Origin of the sequence: Hymenobacter sp. GOD-10R (genome assembly GCF_035609205.1) — a bacterium.
Classification (GTDB): Bacteria; Bacteroidota; Bacteroidia; order Cytophagales; family Hymenobacteraceae; genus Hymenobacter.
Genome location: NZ_CP141184.1, coordinates 2,741,718 through 2,758,755, shown reverse-complemented (window position 1 = coordinate 2,758,755; position 17,038 = coordinate 2,741,718). Strand labels below are relative to the sequence as shown.

Here is a 17,038-nt window from a genome sequence, read left to right as displayed (position 1 = left end):
CGGATGAGTTCAGGCGCAAGAACCAGCCAGCAACGCAAGCCTATGGGCTGTTTGCGCCGGCTGAAAGTTGGGCGAAAAGCTAGGTGGTACAGCAAAGAAAGGCGCATTTCCCTTGCTCACTCACCTGAAGTCTGCTGGTCGGGTGGCAAGGCAGTTTGCAAACGGGAGTACCTAGGTAGCGGCGCCGGAAATTAGCCTCGTATTTTTGCGGCCATCAACTTGCCCGCCTGCCTTGCCGACCATCTCCCCCGACGCCCGCCAGCTTCTCTTTATTTGCAGCCAGAATCGTTGGCGCAGCCTCACCGCCGAGCGCCTGTTCGACCAGCACCCACACTACGTGGCCCGCTCCGCGGGCACAGAGCCCGGAGCCCGCGTGCGCGTCACGGCCGGGCACCTAGGTTGGGCCGACGTTATTTTTGTGATGGAGCGCAAGCACGCAGATATTTTGCGGCAAAAGTTCGCCGCCGAGCTAGCCGGCAAGCCCGTCATCTGCCTGCGCATCCCCGACAAGTTTCAGTTCCTCGACCACGTACTGCAAGATTTGCTGCGCGAGCGGTTGCAAGAGCATTTAGGAACTCCTTGGCAATGAGGCACTCGTAATGAACAAGCTGCTTGATTTCGGCGGAACGACGGCCGAATCGTATAAGGCAAATTATTGCTGAGCCGAGCTAGCTCTTGCTTACTCGATTGCTCCTTGTTCATTACTAACTGTTGTTCATTGCTTTATGAACTACTTCATCTGGCTGGCCGTACTGGCCGCCGTTATTTTTGCTTTTTACCGCTACGTCACCCGCGAAAGCCGCGTGCGTGCTGCGGCGCTGGCACAAGATTTTCCTGCCGCTTGGCGGCAGGTGCTAACGGAACGCGTGGCTTTTTATTTGTCGCTTTCGAAGAACGAAAAACAGCGCTTTGAGCGCGCGGTGCAAGTTTTCTTAGCCGAGACGCGCATCACGGGCGTGCAGGTAGAGGTCGAGGATACAACACGCGTGCTGGTGGCCGCCTCGGCCATCATCCCCGTATTTGGCTTCCCCGAGTGGCAGTACGCCAACCTAGGTGAGGTGCTGATTGTGCCCGATGCCTGGAAACAGGAAAAAGACCCGAACAAGGAGGTAGCTCCCCTGGATGGCACCTTGCTCGGCAGCGTGCAAAACTTTCAGAACCAACACTACATGCGCCTTTCCAAAGCTTCGCTGGAACAAGGCTTTCGGGACGCCATGGACAAGCAGAACGTCGGCATCCACGAGTTTGCCCACCTACTCGACCAGGCCGATGGAGTGATTGACGGCGTGCCGAAGCTAGCTCTGCCACCCGAATTGCTGCAACCTTGGGCCGAGGTGATGCAACGCGAAATCCAGGCGATTCGCGACGGCAAGTCCGAAATTAACCCTTACGGCGCCACCAACGAAGCCGAGTTCTTCGCCGTCGTGACTGAGTACTTCTTCGAGAAACCCGAGAAGCTCCAGGAAAACCATCCGGAGCTGTACCAACTACTCAGCCGTGCCCTGCGCCAGAACCCCAAGAAGCGTTTCTTGCGCTTTAGCGTCGATCCGCGTGAATGGTTAAAGACCCTGCGCAGCAAGCGCAAGTTTGGACGCAACGACCCGTGCCCGTGCGGTAGCGGCAAGAAATATAAGGACTGTCACTTATTACAGCAGGAGAAGCAAGCAGCGTGAGTAAAATAAAGAAATGGGAACAGGCTGAAAGCAGAGGAATTGCAGCTAATAATTCATTTATCTACGCGAACTAATAATTCTTTAGCCTTATAAAAGCCCTTGATGCAGTCACCACCATACCAGTTTACATAATTGGCGTTTATTCTATATAATCCTGGACGCAATTTAGATCCTCCGTTTCTTAAATAATTTCTAAAATCTACTATCTGGGAATAGGATTTATTTTTAGGAATTTCAACATAAGTAGTTATATCATCAGGAACAAACTCAAATTTCGGAGGTCCTGGTTTAACCGCAGCTAACTTGTACCTTTCGTTCTGAATACTTACCTGTGTAAAAAACATTACCCCTAATTGTCTAGAGTGGTCATATTCTAGAAGCCTAATCGTTTTGTTGCTGATATTTTTGAATTCAACTACAACAGTTAGATAATCATTTGAGAACTTCTTTTCAGCGCTTTTTACCACCAAACTCATCTCAGCAGCATCTTTTTCAACTTGGCCTATTACAAGACCTAAGGAAAGGAAATAAAAAACTGCTAAAAGAGATATCTTTTGCATGATGCATTTTTTATGATTATGCATCTATTCAATTACTCATTTGCATAGTAAAATAGCTTAAACCTAGCCTTGCTTATCCCGTGCTACTTACCGCTGCTTCCAAATTAGTAGTTCGCCTTTCCCGAGTGGCACCAGCGACGTTTCTGTTCCTCGTGTAGCTTCCACCAAGGCCAAGAAAGCCACGAGCTGGTGCTGGTGCGACACGGCATTATCTACCACCATCAGGCCGCCCGGACGTAGCAGGCGATGCAACAGAGGCCACCACGCACAGTACTGCGTCCGGTCCGAATCTAAGAAGATGAAGTCGAAAGAGTTGCTGGCGATGGTAGGCAAGAAGCTTTCGGCTGGCGTTACTTCCAACGTAATCGTATCGATAAATGCCGCTTGCTGAAAATTGTGCCGCGCCTGCGTAGCCCTAGCTTCGTTCACTTCTACAGTTGTCACGTGGCCACCCGTAGCTTGTACCGCATCGGCCAGCCAAATGGTAGAGTACCCATTGGATGTCCCGATTTCGAGCACAGCTCGCGCTTGCGTCGCTTTGATGAGTAGGGCGAGAAACGGTCCGGTATCCGGCGTAATGTTAAGTAGCCGCTCATCCCGGCGCGTAGCCTGCTGGTCATTCGCTTGTCCAAACTCCGCTAGCTGCCGGAGGAATTCCGCTCGTATCTGATTCATAAGCCAACTTATAATAAGAACGAAGCTAGGTACACTAGCCCTACGCAGCTTTCTGCACGGCCTTTTGTTTTTGCGGCTGCTTGCCTTCCGTTACGGCTTCAAAACGCTCCACGTACTTGGCGTGGTTGGTGCCCATGAGCCGGTCCCAAATGTTAAAGTACAAGCCGTAGTTGCCCTTCACGTACTGGTGATGCATGTTGTGGTGCGTGCTGGTATTATGCAAGCGCCCAAACTTACTGCGCAGAAAACCGGCAGGATACGGCTCATACCCTAGGTGCCCGAGCACGTTCATGCCCATCATGTAGATCATAAAGAGGCCTAGGGTAAGCGGGTGCAAGGGCATGATGAACACCATCAGCGGTACAATACCGGCTTCGATGATGGCCTCCAGCGGGTGAAAGGAGAAAGCGGCCCAGGGCGAAGGATTGTGCGACAGGTGGTGCACCCGGTGCACATACTTAAATACTTGGGGCAGATGCATAAAGCGGTGCGTCCAGTAGAAATAGGTGTCGTGCGCTACAATCAGGGCCAGCATGCTGAAGGTCAAATACCCCAGGCCGTGATCAGCTAGGTTGGTATAGACGCGCGTGTAGCCGGCTTGGCGGGCCGCAAAAATGCCAACCCCAACGGCCGCGAAAATCAGACACGTAAGCAGCGAGTACTTTACCTCGGTGTGTAGGTGCTTGTCTTCAGGAAACTTCTGCTGCACCCGCCGCGACTGCCAACGGTCTTTGCGCCAGCGCCAGAAGATGAAGTACGCTACGCCGGCAAACAGCCCGTAGCGGACGAGGGTGAATAAGAAGTGGCCAGCATATATGGAGCTGGCTTGGGTAAGGGTGATGGACGTAGACATATACTACGAAGAGAAAAGAAAATCGAAGCCTAGGCTGCAAGCAAGATACCAACTCATTCGGGCAAGCGCCACGGCACCTCTGAACAACACGATTAGCCTTTGCGTTTCGGCTGATTCGCGCGGCATTGTGTATTTTCGGGACTTGCTGACGAGCACCTGCCTATTCTCCTAGCTTCGTCTTCTTTTCTGTTTTTACCATGAAGAAATCCTATCTAAGCGGCCTCGCTCTTGCCACCTTGGGCACGGCGCTATGGTCGTGCGCACCTACGACCAAAACCCCTGCCGCTGCTACTGCCCCACCTGCTGCAACTGCACCAGGCCTCACCTATCAACCTAACTCCACCGACTGGCGTGCGCAAGCCGAAGCCTTTCTAAAGCAGTACTCTGCTGAGTACCAGCGGCTCTATACGGAGTCGAGCGAGGCAGAATGGCGTTCTAATACGCACATCGTACCCGGCGACACCACTAATTCGGGAGCTACGGCCCGCGCCAATGAGCGCATAGCTGCCTTTGCGGGCAGCGCCGAGAACATTCAGCGCCTTCGCCAGTTCCTGGACCACAAAGACCAGCTCTCCGAGATTCAGGTTAAGGAGCTGCAAACCGCCCTCTACAACGCTGCCAACTCGCCCCAAACGGTAGCCGACGTAGTAAAGCGCCGCATCAAAGCCGAAGCCGCCCAAACCGAAAAGCTCTACGGCTTCGACTACCAGTACAACGGAAAGTCCGTCACGACCAATGACCTCGACGAGCTGCTGCGCACCGAAAAGAACCCGCAGAAGCGCCAAGCTATCTGGGAAGCCAGCAAAGCCATCGGCCCCACGCTGAAAGAAGGCCTGCTGAACCTGCGCGGCCTGCGCAACCAAACCGTGCAAGCCCTCGGCTACTCCGACTTTTTCTCTTACCAAGCTTCCGACTACGGCATGAGCCGTGAGGAGATGATGGCGTTGGTACGCAAAATCAACGAGGAACTGCGCCCGCTCTACCGCGAGCTACACACCTACGCCCGCTACGAGCTAGCTAAGAAATACGGCGTGAAGCAAGTGCCCGATTACCTGCCCGCTTCGTGGGTGCCCAACCGTTGGGGCCAAGATTGGAGCAGCATGGTCGACGTGAAAGGTGTGAACCTCGATGCGACGCTTGCCAAGAAAGGCCCCGAGTGGCAAGTAAAGCAGGCCGAACGCTTCTACCAAAGCCTAGGTTTTCAGGCGCTGCCCGCCGTATTCTGGGAGAAAAGCAGCCTGTACCCGTTGCCCGCTGGCGCCAACTACAAGAAGAACAATCACGCTTCGGCCTGGCACATCGACCTTAACCAGGACGTGCGCAGCCTGATGAGCGTGGAGGCCAACACCGAGTGGTACGAAACCACTCACCACGAGCTAGGTCATATCTACTACTATCTCACCTACACCAACCCCGATGTGCCGCCGCTGTTGCGCCAGGGTGCTAACCGCGGCTACCACGAAGCCATGGGCAGCCTCATGGGCCTCGCGGCCAGCCAAAAGCCCTTCCTAGTAGGCTTGGAGCTGATGGACCCCAAAACCCAAACCGACCAGACCCAAACCCTGCTTAAGGAAGCGCTTAACTACGTGACATTCATTCCGTTCTCGTCGGGCGTGATGAGCGAGTGGGAAAACAGCTTCTATGCCGACAACCTGCCCGCCGACCAACTCAACGCTAAGTGGTGGGAGCTAGTGAAGAAGTATCAGGGCATCGTGCCCCCCACGGCGCGTGGTGAGCAGTACCTAGACCCTGCCACCAAAACACACATCAACGACGACCCCGCGCAGTACTACGACTATGCCCTGAGCTACGTCATCCTGTTCCAGCTCCACGACCACATTGCCAAGCAGATCTTGCACCAGGATCCGCACGCCACCAATTACTACGGCAACAAAGAAGTGGGCAATTTCCTGCGCGACATCATGCGTCCCGGCTCCAGCAAAGACTGGCGCACCGTGTTGAAAGAAAAGACCGGCGAAGACCTCTCCGCCCGCGCTATGGTCGACTACTTCCAGCCGCTAATGGCGTATCTGAAGCAGCAGAACAAGGGGCGGAAGTACACGATGTAAGGCTTATTGGGAGCATCGTAGAAGACAAGGCGGTGCTCCCGAAAGTCTGCAAAATGAGTTATTACTACTAGCTACGTATTATATTGTTTAGAAACTAAAAACCAATATTATGCCTGGCCCAAAAAATAACATATCCTTTCCATGGGTTACAGTCGCAGGATTCCTCTTTTCTATTTGGATAGTATATGATGTAGGTGGTGAGCCATATAGATTGTGTAGGGCCGATATGAAATTTGATTATTCCGTCGGTTCCTTTACTGATAATATCGATAATTTATTTATTAGAAGTGCAGTGCTTTCCTTGTCCGGTGGACTTTTGGCAGTACCCCTTTCCCTCTTCAATAAACGTAAGTTCTCCTATTTATTGAGAGCGTTCGATTTATTACCCAGGTGTATGATAGTAGTTGTTGTTCTTTACTATACAATTTATATGGCAGAAAATATCAAAGAACTATTACTTGCAGGGCCTATTCGTATTTAAGTCTGCTTTAATACCTCATACCAATTAGGCTCGAACCTTCACTACTTTATTATATATGGGAAAGGAGCTTCGAATTACTTATCAGCACTTCAACGAGGCTGATTTAGAAGAATTTATACTAAGTAGATTTGGGGCGCACTATAACGCTGAAGAATCTTCTTGGCACATTAATGCACCAGGCATAGTCTTGCCCGCATTGACGATCAGCCTAGAAGCTAACAGCCTAGCTTTCTGTGATAATTTAGTTTCAGAAAAAATTAGCGCTTTGGTCTTTTATGAATTGGTGCAATACCTTCTGTCAAAGAGCACCGAAATTAATATTAATGAACCTTAAGAGAAAAAGCCAAGCGTGCGCCTGGCTTTTATCTTTATAACTGTACCTAAATGACCTACGCCGCCACAGCCAGCCGCTTCTGCAGCAAAGCTTGTACAGTATTCAAACGACGGTAAATGACCTGGGCTACTTGCTCATCGGCTAGGTCGATGCCGTGCGTGCGGGTGGTTAGGTAGCGGGCCAAGGTCGCGTTATCGTCGAGGCGCTGGGCTAGCTCTTGTTGAGCATCTTCCCACTCATCGGCCTGCTCGTGGGCTAGGTAATGGCCTCGTAGCTCAATCGTCTGGCTGACTAGTTGCGCCAGGCGCACGAGCAGCTCCGATTCGGCCTCGGAGAAGTCTCGCGGCTCACGTCCAATCACCGCTAGCATCCCAATCTTCTCTTTGTCGGGCATCTGCAAGGCGGCACCCGCGTAAAAACGCAGGCCTATTTCTTCAGCAACGGTTTGGCTGATCAGGCCGCAACTTTCCTTGGAATAGTCGGACAGTACTACGGCATCATCATGCAGAATGGCCGCCGAGCACATGCTGTCACCCCGCGTCAGGCTTCTGATGCCCTGCGCGCCGACAGTTGCTTTAAACCAAACTTGATCTTCATCTACGAGCGAGATCAGCGCAATAGGAAGGTTGAAGAGTTGTGCGGCCCAGGCGGCGTACTCATCAAAAATCTTCTCTGGGGTCGTGTTTACAATACGGTATTGATGCAGCGTGCGCAGCCGCACCGCATCATTGTCGGGTATCAATGATGCGGGAAAAGGAGTAACAGTGTTGACCATGGGGGCGTGAGAACTAGGTGGGGCGGAGTGGGCGGCAACTAAGCAACATGGTAGCTTCGGCCAGACTGGCGCATGCTTACCGCAACGGAGCATCCACTTGGCGTGGTGTTAGGTCGTTGTAGTTGCTTTTATATAGTAGGTAAGGCAGAGTGAAGCAACGATGAACAGCATCTGTCAGAGTGGGCACACGCGGATACTACTGGTACTTTGCGCTGCCTGCTAGCTCCTAAGATGAACAACAAGAAACAGCAGTAGTATTCTAGTGTAGACACCAAATTTATTTAAAGATAATTAGAATAAATTATAATTAATATATAAACAGCAATAATTAAAGTGCATTCTCAACCAGCACACTACAAGACAGATAAACCTAGGTTGGAGATGTTATTAGCGCTCCTAGTCACCCCAATTTCCCCTCCACCTTATATAACCATGATTTATAATGGCCAAAAACTACCTTCTCGCCCTTCTACTGGTAATTCGTTTCTATCCGGCCTTCTCAGCTACTTATTATGTGGCGCCTAACGGAGATGATGCGAACAACAACGGCACGATTTCTCTGCCTTTTAAAACCATCCAGCGGGCCCAAACAGCGGTAGTAGCCGGCGATACGGTGTGGGTACGCGGTGGCACCTACCTGATGCAGAACTCGCAGATAGCCGGTTACTCGAACCCGTATGCCTACGTCACGCTGCTGAGTAAAAGCGGCTCGGCGACGGCCGGGCGCATCAACTACTGGGCGTATCCGGGCGAGCAGCCGGTCTTCAACTACGCCAACGTTGACCCTAATGTCACCAACCCTGGTGCCCCTTTCGCCGCCCCTTACCGCCTCAGCGCATTTGAGGTAACAGGCTCGTACATCCACCTGCGGGGATTGGAAATCGTCGGGGTGCGGGTACCACTTGTCGCCACCAACGTCAACACGCAGTCAATCTGCTTCTCCCAGAGTGGGGCGGGCGGCAACAACATCTACGAGCGGCTGAGCATGCACGATGGGCAGGCTATTGGCTTTTACCTGACCAGAGGCCCGAACAACCTTATCCTCAACTGCGACGCCTACCGCAACAACGACAATATCAACACGCCGAACACCACCGGCGCCGCGAATGGCGGCAACGTAGATGGCTTCGGCAACCACCCCAACAACGCGAACTACACCGGCAACGTGTTCCGGGGGTGCCGAGCCTGGTTCAACAGCGACGACGGCTACGACTGCATCTCGGCCTTTGCGCCTACGGTGTTTGAGAACTGCTGGTCTTTCTACAATGGTTACACGGCTACTTTTGGCAGCCGGGGAGATGGTAACGGCTTCAAAGCAGGTGGTTACGGCAGCGCGGCTGTCACTTCCATCCCGACCGTTGTGCCTAGAAATACGATTCAGTTTTGTCTTTCCGTGCGCAACAAATCCAATGGGTTTTATTCCAATCACCACTTAGAGGGTAGCACCTGGTCTAACAATACCGCCTACATGAATGCTACTAACTACAACATGCTCAACCGGAAAGCGAGGAACACAACGGATTATCTCACCGATGTACCGGGCTACAACCACGTCATCAAAAATAACATCAGCTTTGCCCCGCGTTCCACGGGCCGCGACATCACCGATTACGACCTCGCCGCCTGCACCATCGACCACAACAGCTTCCTGAATTCGGCTATTACTGTGACAGCCGATGATTTCCTGAGCACGGATATGGAGCTGCTCACCGCGCCGCGACAAGCAGATGGCAGTCTGCCCGTGAATGATTTTCTGCGCTTGAAGCCAACCAGCGAGATGGTTGATGCAGGCACCAACATTGGTTTTCCGTACAGCGGCACAGCGCCTGACCTAGGTTGTTTCGAGACAGACAGGGTTATTCTGAGCACCGCTAGCTCAGCAAAAAGTCAGGTACTAGGATTGTCGATTGCGCCGGTTCCGGTTCGCTCGCAGGCAACGGCTAGCTTTTATTTGCCCGAAAAAGCCGCTGTCAATCTTTCCCTCTATGATGCCCAGGGACGATTAATTACCGTTTTGCTTGATGAGGAAGTTAAAGCGGGCTCACACCAGATTAGCCTGAATGAGAAGGTATTCCCGGCTGCTGGCGTCTATATCCTCAAGTTGACGTCGGGTAAGATCGTAACGTCGAAAAGGCTTGTGAAAATCTAGTGACAATAAGCTAGCCTGCTCCGGGAATTGATAATCCGGCTGCTGTGAATGCACCTCCAAATTGCATCTACGGCAGTCGGACTATCATTTTAACTACGGCCCTTTCATTCGACTTAGCCTCCCACGAACCAGCAGACTACAGGACGGACGAGCCTAGACCGGAGGTGTTATTGGAGCCTGTAAGCTAGGCAAAAGCCTTCTTACCAGTCCCAAAGCCTTCCATGACACGCCCATCGTTCTTCCCAGCCTTCCTCCTGAGCCTTGCACTAGCGGCCAGCGCCAACGCTCAATCTGCTAAAACCTCCTACAAGTTTGACTTCGGCAGCGGCAAAGTGACGCCCGGCTACACCCCCGTGCTGCCCACCAACGTGTACTCACCCACTACCGGCTACGGCTTCGATTTTAACACGACTGCTACGGCTGTTAGTCGCACCGGCCAGGATGCGCTGAAAGGCGACTTCGTGACCAGTGACAAACCTTTCTACTTCTCGGTCAACTTGCCCGAGGGCAACTACAACGTAACCGTGACCCTAGGTGACGCCCAAGGACCGTCGTCAACATCGTTGAAGGCGGAGTCGCGGCGCTTGCTGCTGGAGCAAACCACCACCGCACCCGGCAAATTCACTACCCAGACGTTCACGATCAACATCAAAGACCGCAAGATTTCGACCGGCGGCGAAGTAAGCCTAAAACCCCGGGAGCTAGGCAAGCTAGACTGGGACGACAAGCTGACACTAGAATTTAACGGATCAAAAACCTGCCTCAACGCGCTGGAAATAACACCCGCCAAGAACGCCGTGACGGTGTACCTAGCCGGCAATTCCACCGTCGTGAACCAGGACGATGAGCCGTGGGCAGCTTGGGGGCAGATGATTCCACGCTTCTTCAAGCCGGGCGTAGCCATTGCCAACCATGCTGAGTCAGGCCTGACTCTAGGTAGCTTTATGGGCTCGCACCGCCTAGAGAAAGTATTGAGCGTGATAAAGCCCGGCGATTACTTATTCATTGAGTTCGGCCACAACGACCAAAAGGAGAAAGGCCCCAATGATGGCGCTTTCAAAAGCTACACCGAGCGCTTGAAGCTATTTGTGAGCGAAGCCAAGAAGAAAGGCGCTACGCCCGTGATTCTGACCTCCACCGCTCGCCGCAACTTCGACGAGGCTACCGGCAAAAACGTGAACAGCCTAGGTGACTACCCCGACGCCGCCCGCAAAGTTGCCAAGGAAGAAAATGTTGCGCTCATCGACCTCAATCAGATGACCACCCAGCTCTACGAAGCCATGGGCGTGGAAGACTCGAAGAAGGCGCTGGTGCACTATCCCGCCAACACCTACCCCGGCCAGACCCAGGCCTTGGCCGATAACACCCACTTCAACCCCTACGGCGCCTACGAAATAGCGAAGTGCGTGGTAGAAGGCATCAAGGTCAATAAGCTAGGTCTCACGAAGTTCCTCCGAAACGACACGCCTACTTTCGATCCCAACCACCCCGATGCGCTAGCCAGCTGGCACTGGGCTGATAGCCCCAAAAACGACGTGGTGAAGCCAGACGGCAATTAAGCGTGCGTGTTTTACCAGAACGTCATGCTGTACTAGTCGAAGCACAACACGTTCTAGCGATTCTCTTCTACTCAACTTCCCACCACTATTCCTCGCTCTATGAGAGTAACACGTCTACCCTACCTAGGTCTGCTGCTAGGTGCTACTACGGCTGTGGCTCAAACGAACCCGCCTAAGGCCAACGACACCACCACGCCGCTGCACCTATTGCAGCCCGATTATCCGGTGCCCTACGGCAAGACCAAGCCCGAGGACGTGAAGCAGGTACTGGACCGCGTGTACAACTACCTAGACAAGTCAACACCAGCCGAACTCGTTGATAAAAAGACGAATGCTGCCGTTAATACCCGCGGTAAATTTAACCCCGATGCCATTATCAAGCCCGGCGATTTCCGCCTGACCAGCTACGAGTGGGGCGTAACGTACTCGGGCATGCTGCTGGCTGGCGAAGTGACCGGCGACAAAAAATACACGGATTACACCTTCAGCCGCCTGAAGTTCCTCTCGGAGCTGGCGCCGTATTACCGCGCTTACCAAACGGCCAACCCGCAGAGCCCTACGCCCATGCGCGGCTTCATGAACCCGCACGCGCTGGACGACGGCGGCGCCCTCACGGCCTCCATGATCAAGGCGCAGCGGGCCGGCCTTTCCGCCGACTTACGTCCGCTGATTGACAGCTTCGTCGGCTACATCATGACTAAGGAATTCAAGCTGTCGGATGGCACCCTAGCCCGCAACCGCCCGCAGCCCAACACGCTCTGGCTCGACGATATGTACATGGGCCTGCCAGCGCTGGCGCAAATGGGCAAACTCACCGGCGAGCGGCGCTACTACGACGAGGTGGTGAAGCAATTCACGCAGTTTTCGCAGCGCATGTTCGACAAGGAAAAAGGCCTCTACATGCACGGCTGGGTGCAGGATATGGCCGTACACCCCGAGTTTCACTGGGCCCGCGCCAACGGCTGGGCGCTGCTGACGAAAGTTGAAATCTTAGACGTGCTGCCCGAAGATCATCCGGGTCGGGCCACTATCCTAGCGCAGTTGCGCGCCCACGCTAATGGCCTCGCCATGCGGCAGTCAGGCACGGGGTTCTGGCACCAGCTGCTCGACCGCAACGATTCGTATTTAGAGACCTCCGCCACGGCAATTTATGCCTACGCCATTGCCCACGCCATCAACAAAGGCTGGCTCGACGCCAAAGCGTATGGCCCCATGTCGATACTCGCCTGGAATGCGGTGAGCACCAAGGTAAACGCCAGCGGGCAGGTGGAAGGCACCTGCGTGGGTACGGGCATGGGCTTCGATCCGGCGTTCTACTACTACCGGCCGGTGAACGTGTACGCAGCCCACGGCTACGGCCCAGTCATTCTGGCGGGTGCCGAAATCATTCGTCTGCTCAAAAACCACCCATTTGACATCAACGACAGCTCGGTGCAGATAACTAAGTAGCCCTACTACGTTTTCCTAGCCACTCTACTCCGAAAAGCCTCTGACCGATTTGGTTGGGGGCTTTTTTATGCGGATAATCACCAACTTCTTCCACTAATTCGACCTCTTGTGTGTTAGTATTCAAGAGGAAATTAGCGCACGTAGTTACGCGCGAGTGGTTACAGAATAGAATGCGACCAGCCAACGTTCTTACGGTAGGCATGCTGCTTCTGCGCGAATGCCTCTTTGCTTGACACCATACGACTAACGCCTTAAAAGCGTATTTTCCACGTGATGAATCTCAGTCTGCCCGCGTTTTCTTCGGTTCTACTTATGGCGGCCGTTCCTGGCCAGCAAGAACACTTGGTTCCGCTGCTGATTGTCTTTGCCGTCTCGACGTTCCTGGTGGTAGTGGTGGCGGTGTTTACCCTGATTCGGCTCCGCAAAGACGTCAACCGACGGCTGAGTGAGTTCAACCGCCGCGGCGCCCGCCCCAAAACAGCCCGCCGTATCGCTCCCACCGACCCGAACCAGTGGCAACCGTTTTCGATGCCGGTTCTTCCCTTCTGGCAACAGCTTGCACTGGGCGCCGGGACGCTGTTGGCCTGCGCGGTGGGCGTGTGCGAGTTGCTAGCGGGCGCTACCATCCCCCAAACCCTAGCTCCGGTGGTATTACCACTGCTTTTGCTGCGGCCGGCTCCCAAGTCGACGGTGCCTCGCAGCCTGTGGGCTGTAGTAGTCGGGTGTTTCGCGGCGGCTATTCTGTTGCTGGGCGTCCTCTCGTTGCGCCTATTACTGCGGCAGGCGTAGCGCGGCACGGCTGAAGACTTTTGTTGCGGTGGAAGGCAGAAGGCTAACTATCCTAGCTTCCGCATGCCTCTTGCTGAAAAGACGACTACTGCGGAAGCTGTATCTTGTGGCCGCGCCGATAGCGCCGTACTTCACCAACCGACTCATTGCCAGTCCTTTTTATGAAATTTTTAGCTTCTCCCCTGCGTACGCCAGCTTTTTACACGTTGCCAACGCGCTACTTTCTAGGGGGTATAGTGGCTGTACTTATGAGCTGTCAACAAGCAAAACCGGTTACCGCTGATGCGCCCCAAGCGGCGACGCCTGCGGAAGCCACGATGCCAGCCCAAGCGGCGGCACCAACGGAAACAGCAGCGCTCACGGAAGCCGCGGCTCGTGCAGCCATAGCGCGCTACGTGAAAGCTCAACCCAACGCAAACCTCTACGTGGTCGATTCGGCAAGTGTCGTCGATATCGATACGCAATGGCAAGTGCTGGTACCCCGCACCGACTGGGCAGGCCGCATGCCCAACCGCGCTGCTTTCGAAGTGGACAAAAAAACTGGCAATGTGCGGACGCTGATGGTAAAATAACCTAGGTTCTTCTACTCCAGTTTTAGGTTTATCTACAACGCTGCCGAAATCTAAAACGCATTATTATCTACGCAAGCATTTAGATGCTAAGCAGTAATCAGGCAAAAAAGAACGTCATGCTGAGCCGGAGCAAAGCATGACGTTTAAAAGAAGGCTTCTTGCGAAAGCTAGCCCCGCTACACCGGAAAACTCAGCCGGCTAATGGGTTGATAGTGGGTGAACTCCAGTTCGGGAGCCAAGTAACCTGCGCGCACCGGCTCTTCCTTGAGCAGATCGGTGCTGAGATACTTCTTGTTGCTGTCGCACAATAGCGTTACCACAGTAGCATCGGGGCCGAGGATAGCTGCTTGCCGGATGGCACCAATCACGTTTGCCCCTGATGAAATACCGACGGCTAGGCCTAGCTCGGTAGCTAGCTTTTGCGCCACTAGAATAGCATCGCCATCATTTGCCTGCACCACCTCGTTGAGTTCAGCGAGCTTCACAATGGCGGGAATGAACTCGTCCGAAATGCCCTGAATACGGTGCGAACCTACTTTGTAGCCGGTAGTTAGCGTCGGCGACTCGGCTGGCTCTAGGGGGTGGATACGCACATTTGAATTTTGGCTGCGCAGGTAGCTGCCCACCCCCATCACCGTACCGCCCGTGCCCACGCCAGCAATGAACGCATCGGGTACGCGACCTAGCCGCTTCAGTTGCGCGCAGATTTCCACGCCGGTAGTTTTGGCGTGTGCTTTCGCATTGAAGCTGTTCTCAAACTGCCGGGGAAGAAATATATCGGAGCGGGAAGCAGCAATTTCTTCGGCCAACGCAATGCTACCCAAGAAACCACCCTGCACTTTGCTAATCAGCGTAATCTCGGCACCTAGGCTCTTGATGATGTTCACCCGCTCAGCGCTCAGCCAGTCGGGCATGATGATGCGTACGGGGTGGCCCAGCGCTCTGCCGATGGCGGCGAAGGCAATGCCAGTGTTGCCGCTGGTGGCCTCCACAATCGTGTCGCCGGGCTTAATTTCACCGTTTTTGTACGCCTCTTGCAGAATGTACAGAGCCATGCGGTCCTTGAGGCTGCCCGTCAGGTTGTAGTGCTCGCACTTCACGAAAATGCGGCCCGGCTGGCCTTGGTAGCGATAATGCAGCTCCAGCATAGGCGTGTTGCCAACGAGGTGCCAGAGGTGGTTGAATTTTTCTTCCAGCTCCGGCGAAAGACAACAGCCGTTTTTCGATAGCGAAGTCGCATAGTTTTCTAGGCTAGCTACTTGCGGCACTTTGAAATGTACAGCAGTTGGGCGCCGAGCAGCACGAGCACCAGTCAGGAACGAAGAAGATACGGAACGGGGAGAGCAAGTAGCAACAGACATAGCAGCGGAATACGAGGGGTTTACACGTTTGACAAACGCCTCCCTTTTCCCGTATGCACTTGATCAAGAAAGCTTACCGCAAGAGCATAAAAAAAGCCCTTCCGATAAGTCAGAAGAGCAGCACCGCGTGATGAGCATCTTATAACTTATCTTCTCCTAAGCTGGCCACAGCCGACTTAGAACAGGATTTAGCACCTGGTATTCCTACTGGTTGCTAAGGCTTCATAGGGCCTGTCCCTCCGCCTTTCTTGATAAGTGCTCCGGTGAAGGAGCGCATCGCAAATATAGAGGGCGAAAAACAGTATGCAAGGCCTAGCGTCGAAAAAAGCAGCTTTTTGCCAAGATTATGTTATTTTCTTAAGTCCTGATCTTGAACAGCTTGTAGGAATGCGCCACGGCACGTTCGGCGTAGAACGACCTGTAGGGTTACAGCTAGCGCTATAACCCTACTAATTAGAAAAGCCGTTTCTTAGGTATGGTATGGCGCAAATGGCGCAGGTGCCGAACACGCTGTCGTGTATTCCTACTCATCATTGGGTTGACATTTTTATAAAAAATTATTTGCAATCCTCAATCTTACTAGTTTACCTTTGGCGCAATCAATCCCTTCTCGTTGAAGGATGGTTTTTATACAGAGGCGTGGAGAGACAGGCTCGACGATACGCCGACAACCCCCGGAATACCCGGAACGGTGCCAAATCCTGACCATATAAAAACAAGTTGCCGTGGATCACTCCCAACAACTCTGCACTCAATCTTCTATGCTCGTTGCTTCGCAACGTGGCTGTTGTGGTATGTCCGCAACAGCTGTCTGTATGAGCATGGCTGGTTGTATGGGTTGTTGTTGAGGCTGATTGCCCCCGCTTTTCCTTTTTTGCCATCATTCTCTCACAGAAGAACTGCTTTCTGCTGAGGCGTCCTGCATCTTAACAAGATTTGTTAGGACCGCTACGATCATGCCTTTTGCTTGGTAAGTTCTTGTCTGTGGAAGATCCATCGCGATATACTAGCGGAAAAATCCTATTCCGCCTCTCTTTGCTTCTTTGGTGTGGCTTGAACAGAGCTATTCAACACGTGAACAAGCAATCAGTAGCGCAAGAAGGCAAGCTAGAAACAGGAAAAGCACAAAACCCCTACTTTCTATAGATTATCTAGGCAACTACCTTCCTGGTATAGTCAAAATTCCTTCTTCCGTAAGATTACCTCTTACCTAGGCTGGATACCGCTCTTGAGCGGACCTAGGGCTAGCCATGTCTAGCCTACTTAAACCCCAGCACAACTTACTTGTGCTGAGCGCATTCACGCATTGCAGACTACGGAGCGCTACCATGCCTCCTGCTACAAGAAGTTGCTACTAAGCTAGTGACTTGTCGCTGCTCTCCTACCCTTTCCAAGCTATGTCAATCATCATGAACCAGGTTCTGAGTGAAGTTTTTGCGGCCAATGAGTCGCTGTTTATTGCTCCCAACGACACCATCACGACTGCTACCCCAGTCGCTCATTCACTTAACAGCTTCCCTTATGCAGAGGCAGTTCTGGCCGGCCTGCACCGCGCCGACTTGCTGGATAACCTAGCTACCGAATCGCCTAGCGAGGCGCAAATAGGTCAGTTTACGCGCTGGCTGCGAAGACGTGGCTCGCTCACTTCCAACAGATAACGAAGCAGCAATATACTGCATTCCAAAAGGTTAGCTGCACTTAAGCAAGCCGCAACGGCTTAGATAATCCTTGCTAACGCC

15 protein-coding genes and 2 riboswitches are annotated in these 17,038 nt (G+C 53.2%); of the genes, 10 read left to right on the top strand and 5 right to left on the bottom strand.

What is annotated here, in order from left to right; genetic code table 11:
- Nucleotides 1-232 precede the first annotated feature (232 nt).
- Nucleotides 233-589 carry a protein tyrosine phosphatase gene (locus tag SD425_RS11085; protein ID WP_324678458.1) on the top strand — a complete coding sequence of 119 codons (357 nt, stop codon included), beginning with the start codon at nucleotides 233-235 and terminating at the stop codon, nucleotides 587-589.
- Nucleotides 590-725: 136 nt separating this feature from the next.
- Nucleotides 726-1,673, top strand: a complete 948-nt coding sequence (locus SD425_RS11080) for a zinc-dependent peptidase (protein ID WP_324678456.1) — start codon at nucleotides 726-728, stop codon at nucleotides 1,671-1,673.
- 53 nt (nucleotides 1,674-1,726) lie between these two features.
- Here SD425_RS11080 and SD425_RS11075 read toward each other — a convergent pair whose 3' ends face one another.
- From SD425_RS11075 to SD425_RS11065, 3 genes are all read right to left on the bottom strand, one after another.
- Nucleotides 1,727-2,233 carry a hypothetical protein gene (locus tag SD425_RS11075; protein ID WP_324678454.1) on the bottom strand — a complete coding sequence of 169 codons (507 nt, stop codon included), beginning with the start codon at nucleotides 2,231-2,233 and terminating at the stop codon, nucleotides 1,727-1,729.
- A gap of 87 nt (nucleotides 2,234-2,320) precedes the next feature.
- Complete coding sequence (locus SD425_RS11070) at nucleotides 2,321-2,908, bottom strand: O-methyltransferase (RefSeq protein WP_324678452.1); 588 nt, start codon at nucleotides 2,906-2,908, stop codon at nucleotides 2,321-2,323.
- A 40-nt stretch (nucleotides 2,909-2,948) separates the two neighbouring features.
- Nucleotides 2,949-3,761, bottom strand: coding sequence for a sterol desaturase family protein (locus tag SD425_RS11065; RefSeq protein ID WP_324678450.1), 813 nt, complete (start codon nucleotides 3,759-3,761; stop codon nucleotides 2,949-2,951).
- A gap of 197 nt (nucleotides 3,762-3,958) precedes the next feature.
- On the opposite strand from SD425_RS11065, the gene SD425_RS11060 reads away from it, so the two are divergent.
- On the top strand, nucleotides 3,959-5,830 hold the full coding sequence (locus SD425_RS11060; RefSeq protein ID WP_324678448.1) for a M2 family metallopeptidase: 1,872 nt from the start codon (nucleotides 3,959-3,961) through the stop codon (nucleotides 5,828-5,830).
- A gap of 536 nt (nucleotides 5,831-6,366) precedes the next feature.
- The gene (locus SD425_RS11055; RefSeq protein WP_324678446.1) at nucleotides 6,367-6,645 is read left to right on the top strand and encodes a hypothetical protein; all 279 of its coding nucleotides are present in this window, start codon (nucleotides 6,367-6,369) and stop codon (nucleotides 6,643-6,645) included.
- A gap of 55 nt (nucleotides 6,646-6,700) precedes the next feature.
- Here the strand turns inward: SD425_RS11055 and SD425_RS11050 are convergent, their stop codons facing one another.
- Nucleotides 6,701-7,420, bottom strand: coding sequence for a GAF domain-containing protein (locus SD425_RS11050; RefSeq protein ID WP_324678444.1), 720 nt, complete (start codon nucleotides 7,418-7,420; stop codon nucleotides 6,701-6,703).
- Between the two features lie 442 nt (nucleotides 7,421-7,862).
- Here SD425_RS11050 and SD425_RS11045 point away from each other — a divergent pair, with 442 nt between their 5' ends.
- From SD425_RS11045 to SD425_RS11025, 5 genes are all read left to right on the top strand, one after another.
- Nucleotides 7,863-9,569 carry a right-handed parallel beta-helix repeat-containing protein gene (locus tag SD425_RS11045; protein WP_324678442.1) on the top strand — a complete coding sequence of 569 codons (1,707 nt, stop codon included), beginning with the start codon at nucleotides 7,863-7,865 and terminating at the stop codon, nucleotides 9,567-9,569.
- 221 nt (nucleotides 9,570-9,790) lie between these two features.
- Nucleotides 9,791-11,128 carry a rhamnogalacturonan acetylesterase gene (locus SD425_RS11040; protein ID WP_324678440.1) on the top strand — a complete coding sequence of 446 codons (1,338 nt, stop codon included), beginning with the start codon at nucleotides 9,791-9,793 and terminating at the stop codon, nucleotides 11,126-11,128.
- A 99-nt stretch (nucleotides 11,129-11,227) separates the two neighbouring features.
- Nucleotides 11,228-12,577 (top strand): glycoside hydrolase family 88 protein, encoded by a 1,350-nt coding sequence (locus tag SD425_RS11035; RefSeq protein ID WP_324678438.1) that lies wholly within the window; start codon nucleotides 11,228-11,230, stop codon nucleotides 12,575-12,577.
- 312 nt (nucleotides 12,578-12,889) lie between these two features.
- Nucleotides 12,890-13,366, top strand: coding sequence for a hypothetical protein (locus SD425_RS11030; RefSeq protein ID WP_324678436.1), 477 nt, complete (start codon nucleotides 12,890-12,892; stop codon nucleotides 13,364-13,366).
- Between the two features lie 248 nt (nucleotides 13,367-13,614).
- Nucleotides 13,615-13,938 (top strand): hypothetical protein, encoded by a 324-nt coding sequence (locus SD425_RS11025; protein WP_324678434.1) that lies wholly within the window; start codon nucleotides 13,615-13,617, stop codon nucleotides 13,936-13,938.
- Between the two features lie 176 nt (nucleotides 13,939-14,114).
- Here the strand turns inward: SD425_RS11025 and SD425_RS11020 are convergent, their stop codons facing one another.
- Nucleotides 14,115-15,299: a cysteine synthase family protein gene (locus SD425_RS11020; RefSeq protein WP_324678432.1), complete on the bottom strand. Its 1,185-nt coding sequence runs from the start codon at nucleotides 15,297-15,299 to the stop codon at nucleotides 14,115-14,117.
- Nucleotides 15,300-15,442: 143 nt separating this feature from the next.
- A riboswitch (SAM riboswitch) is annotated at nucleotides 15,443-15,557 on the bottom strand.
- 366 nt (nucleotides 15,558-15,923) lie between these two features.
- Nucleotides 15,924-16,015: riboswitch (SAM riboswitch) on the top strand.
- Between the two features lie 681 nt (nucleotides 16,016-16,696).
- Here SD425_RS11020 and SD425_RS11015 point away from each other — a divergent pair.
- A complete protein-coding gene (locus SD425_RS11015; protein ID WP_324678430.1) occupies nucleotides 16,697-16,957 on the top strand; it encodes a hypothetical protein in 261 nt (86 codons plus the stop codon).
- Nucleotides 16,958-17,038 lie beyond the last annotated feature (81 nt).

What these genes read in the sequence shown, in the direction of transcription:
- SD425_RS11065 (WP_324678450.1), bottom strand. Translation starts at nt 3,761, where the DNA reads ATGTCTACGTCCATCACCCTTACCCAAGCCAGCTCCATATATGCTGGC.
- SD425_RS11015 (WP_324678430.1), top strand. Translation starts at nt 16,697, where the DNA reads ATGTCAATCATCATGAACCAGGTTCTGAGTGAAGTTTTTGCGGCCAAT.
- SD425_RS11055 (WP_324678446.1), top strand. Translation starts at nt 6,367, where the DNA reads ATGGGAAAGGAGCTTCGAATTACTTATCAGCACTTCAACGAGGCTGAT.
- SD425_RS11030 (WP_324678436.1), top strand. Translation starts at nt 12,890, where the DNA reads ATGGCGGCCGTTCCTGGCCAGCAAGAACACTTGGTTCCGCTGCTGATT.
- SD425_RS11020 (WP_324678432.1), bottom strand. Translation starts at nt 15,299, where the DNA reads ATGTCTGTTGCTACTTGCTCTCCCCGTTCCGTATCTTCTTCGTTCCTG.
- SD425_RS11045 (WP_324678442.1), top strand. Translation starts at nt 7,863, where the DNA reads ATGGCCAAAAACTACCTTCTCGCCCTTCTACTGGTAATTCGTTTCTAT.
- SD425_RS11035 (WP_324678438.1), top strand. Translation starts at nt 11,228, where the DNA reads ATGAGAGTAACACGTCTACCCTACCTAGGTCTGCTGCTAGGTGCTACT.
- SD425_RS11025 (WP_324678434.1), top strand. Translation starts at nt 13,615, where the DNA reads ATGAGCTGTCAACAAGCAAAACCGGTTACCGCTGATGCGCCCCAAGCG.
- SD425_RS11080 (WP_324678456.1), top strand. Translation starts at nt 726, where the DNA reads ATGAACTACTTCATCTGGCTGGCCGTACTGGCCGCCGTTATTTTTGCT.
- SD425_RS11075 (WP_324678454.1), bottom strand. Translation starts at nt 2,233, where the DNA reads ATGCAAAAGATATCTCTTTTAGCAGTTTTTTATTTCCTTTCCTTAGGT.
- SD425_RS11060 (WP_324678448.1), top strand. Translation starts at nt 3,959, where the DNA reads ATGAAGAAATCCTATCTAAGCGGCCTCGCTCTTGCCACCTTGGGCACG.
- SD425_RS11040 (WP_324678440.1), top strand. Translation starts at nt 9,791, where the DNA reads ATGACACGCCCATCGTTCTTCCCAGCCTTCCTCCTGAGCCTTGCACTA.
- SD425_RS11070 (WP_324678452.1), bottom strand. Translation starts at nt 2,908, where the DNA reads ATGAATCAGATACGAGCGGAATTCCTCCGGCAGCTAGCGGAGTTTGGA.
- SD425_RS11050 (WP_324678444.1), bottom strand. Translation starts at nt 7,420, where the DNA reads ATGGTCAACACTGTTACTCCTTTTCCCGCATCATTGATACCCGACAAT.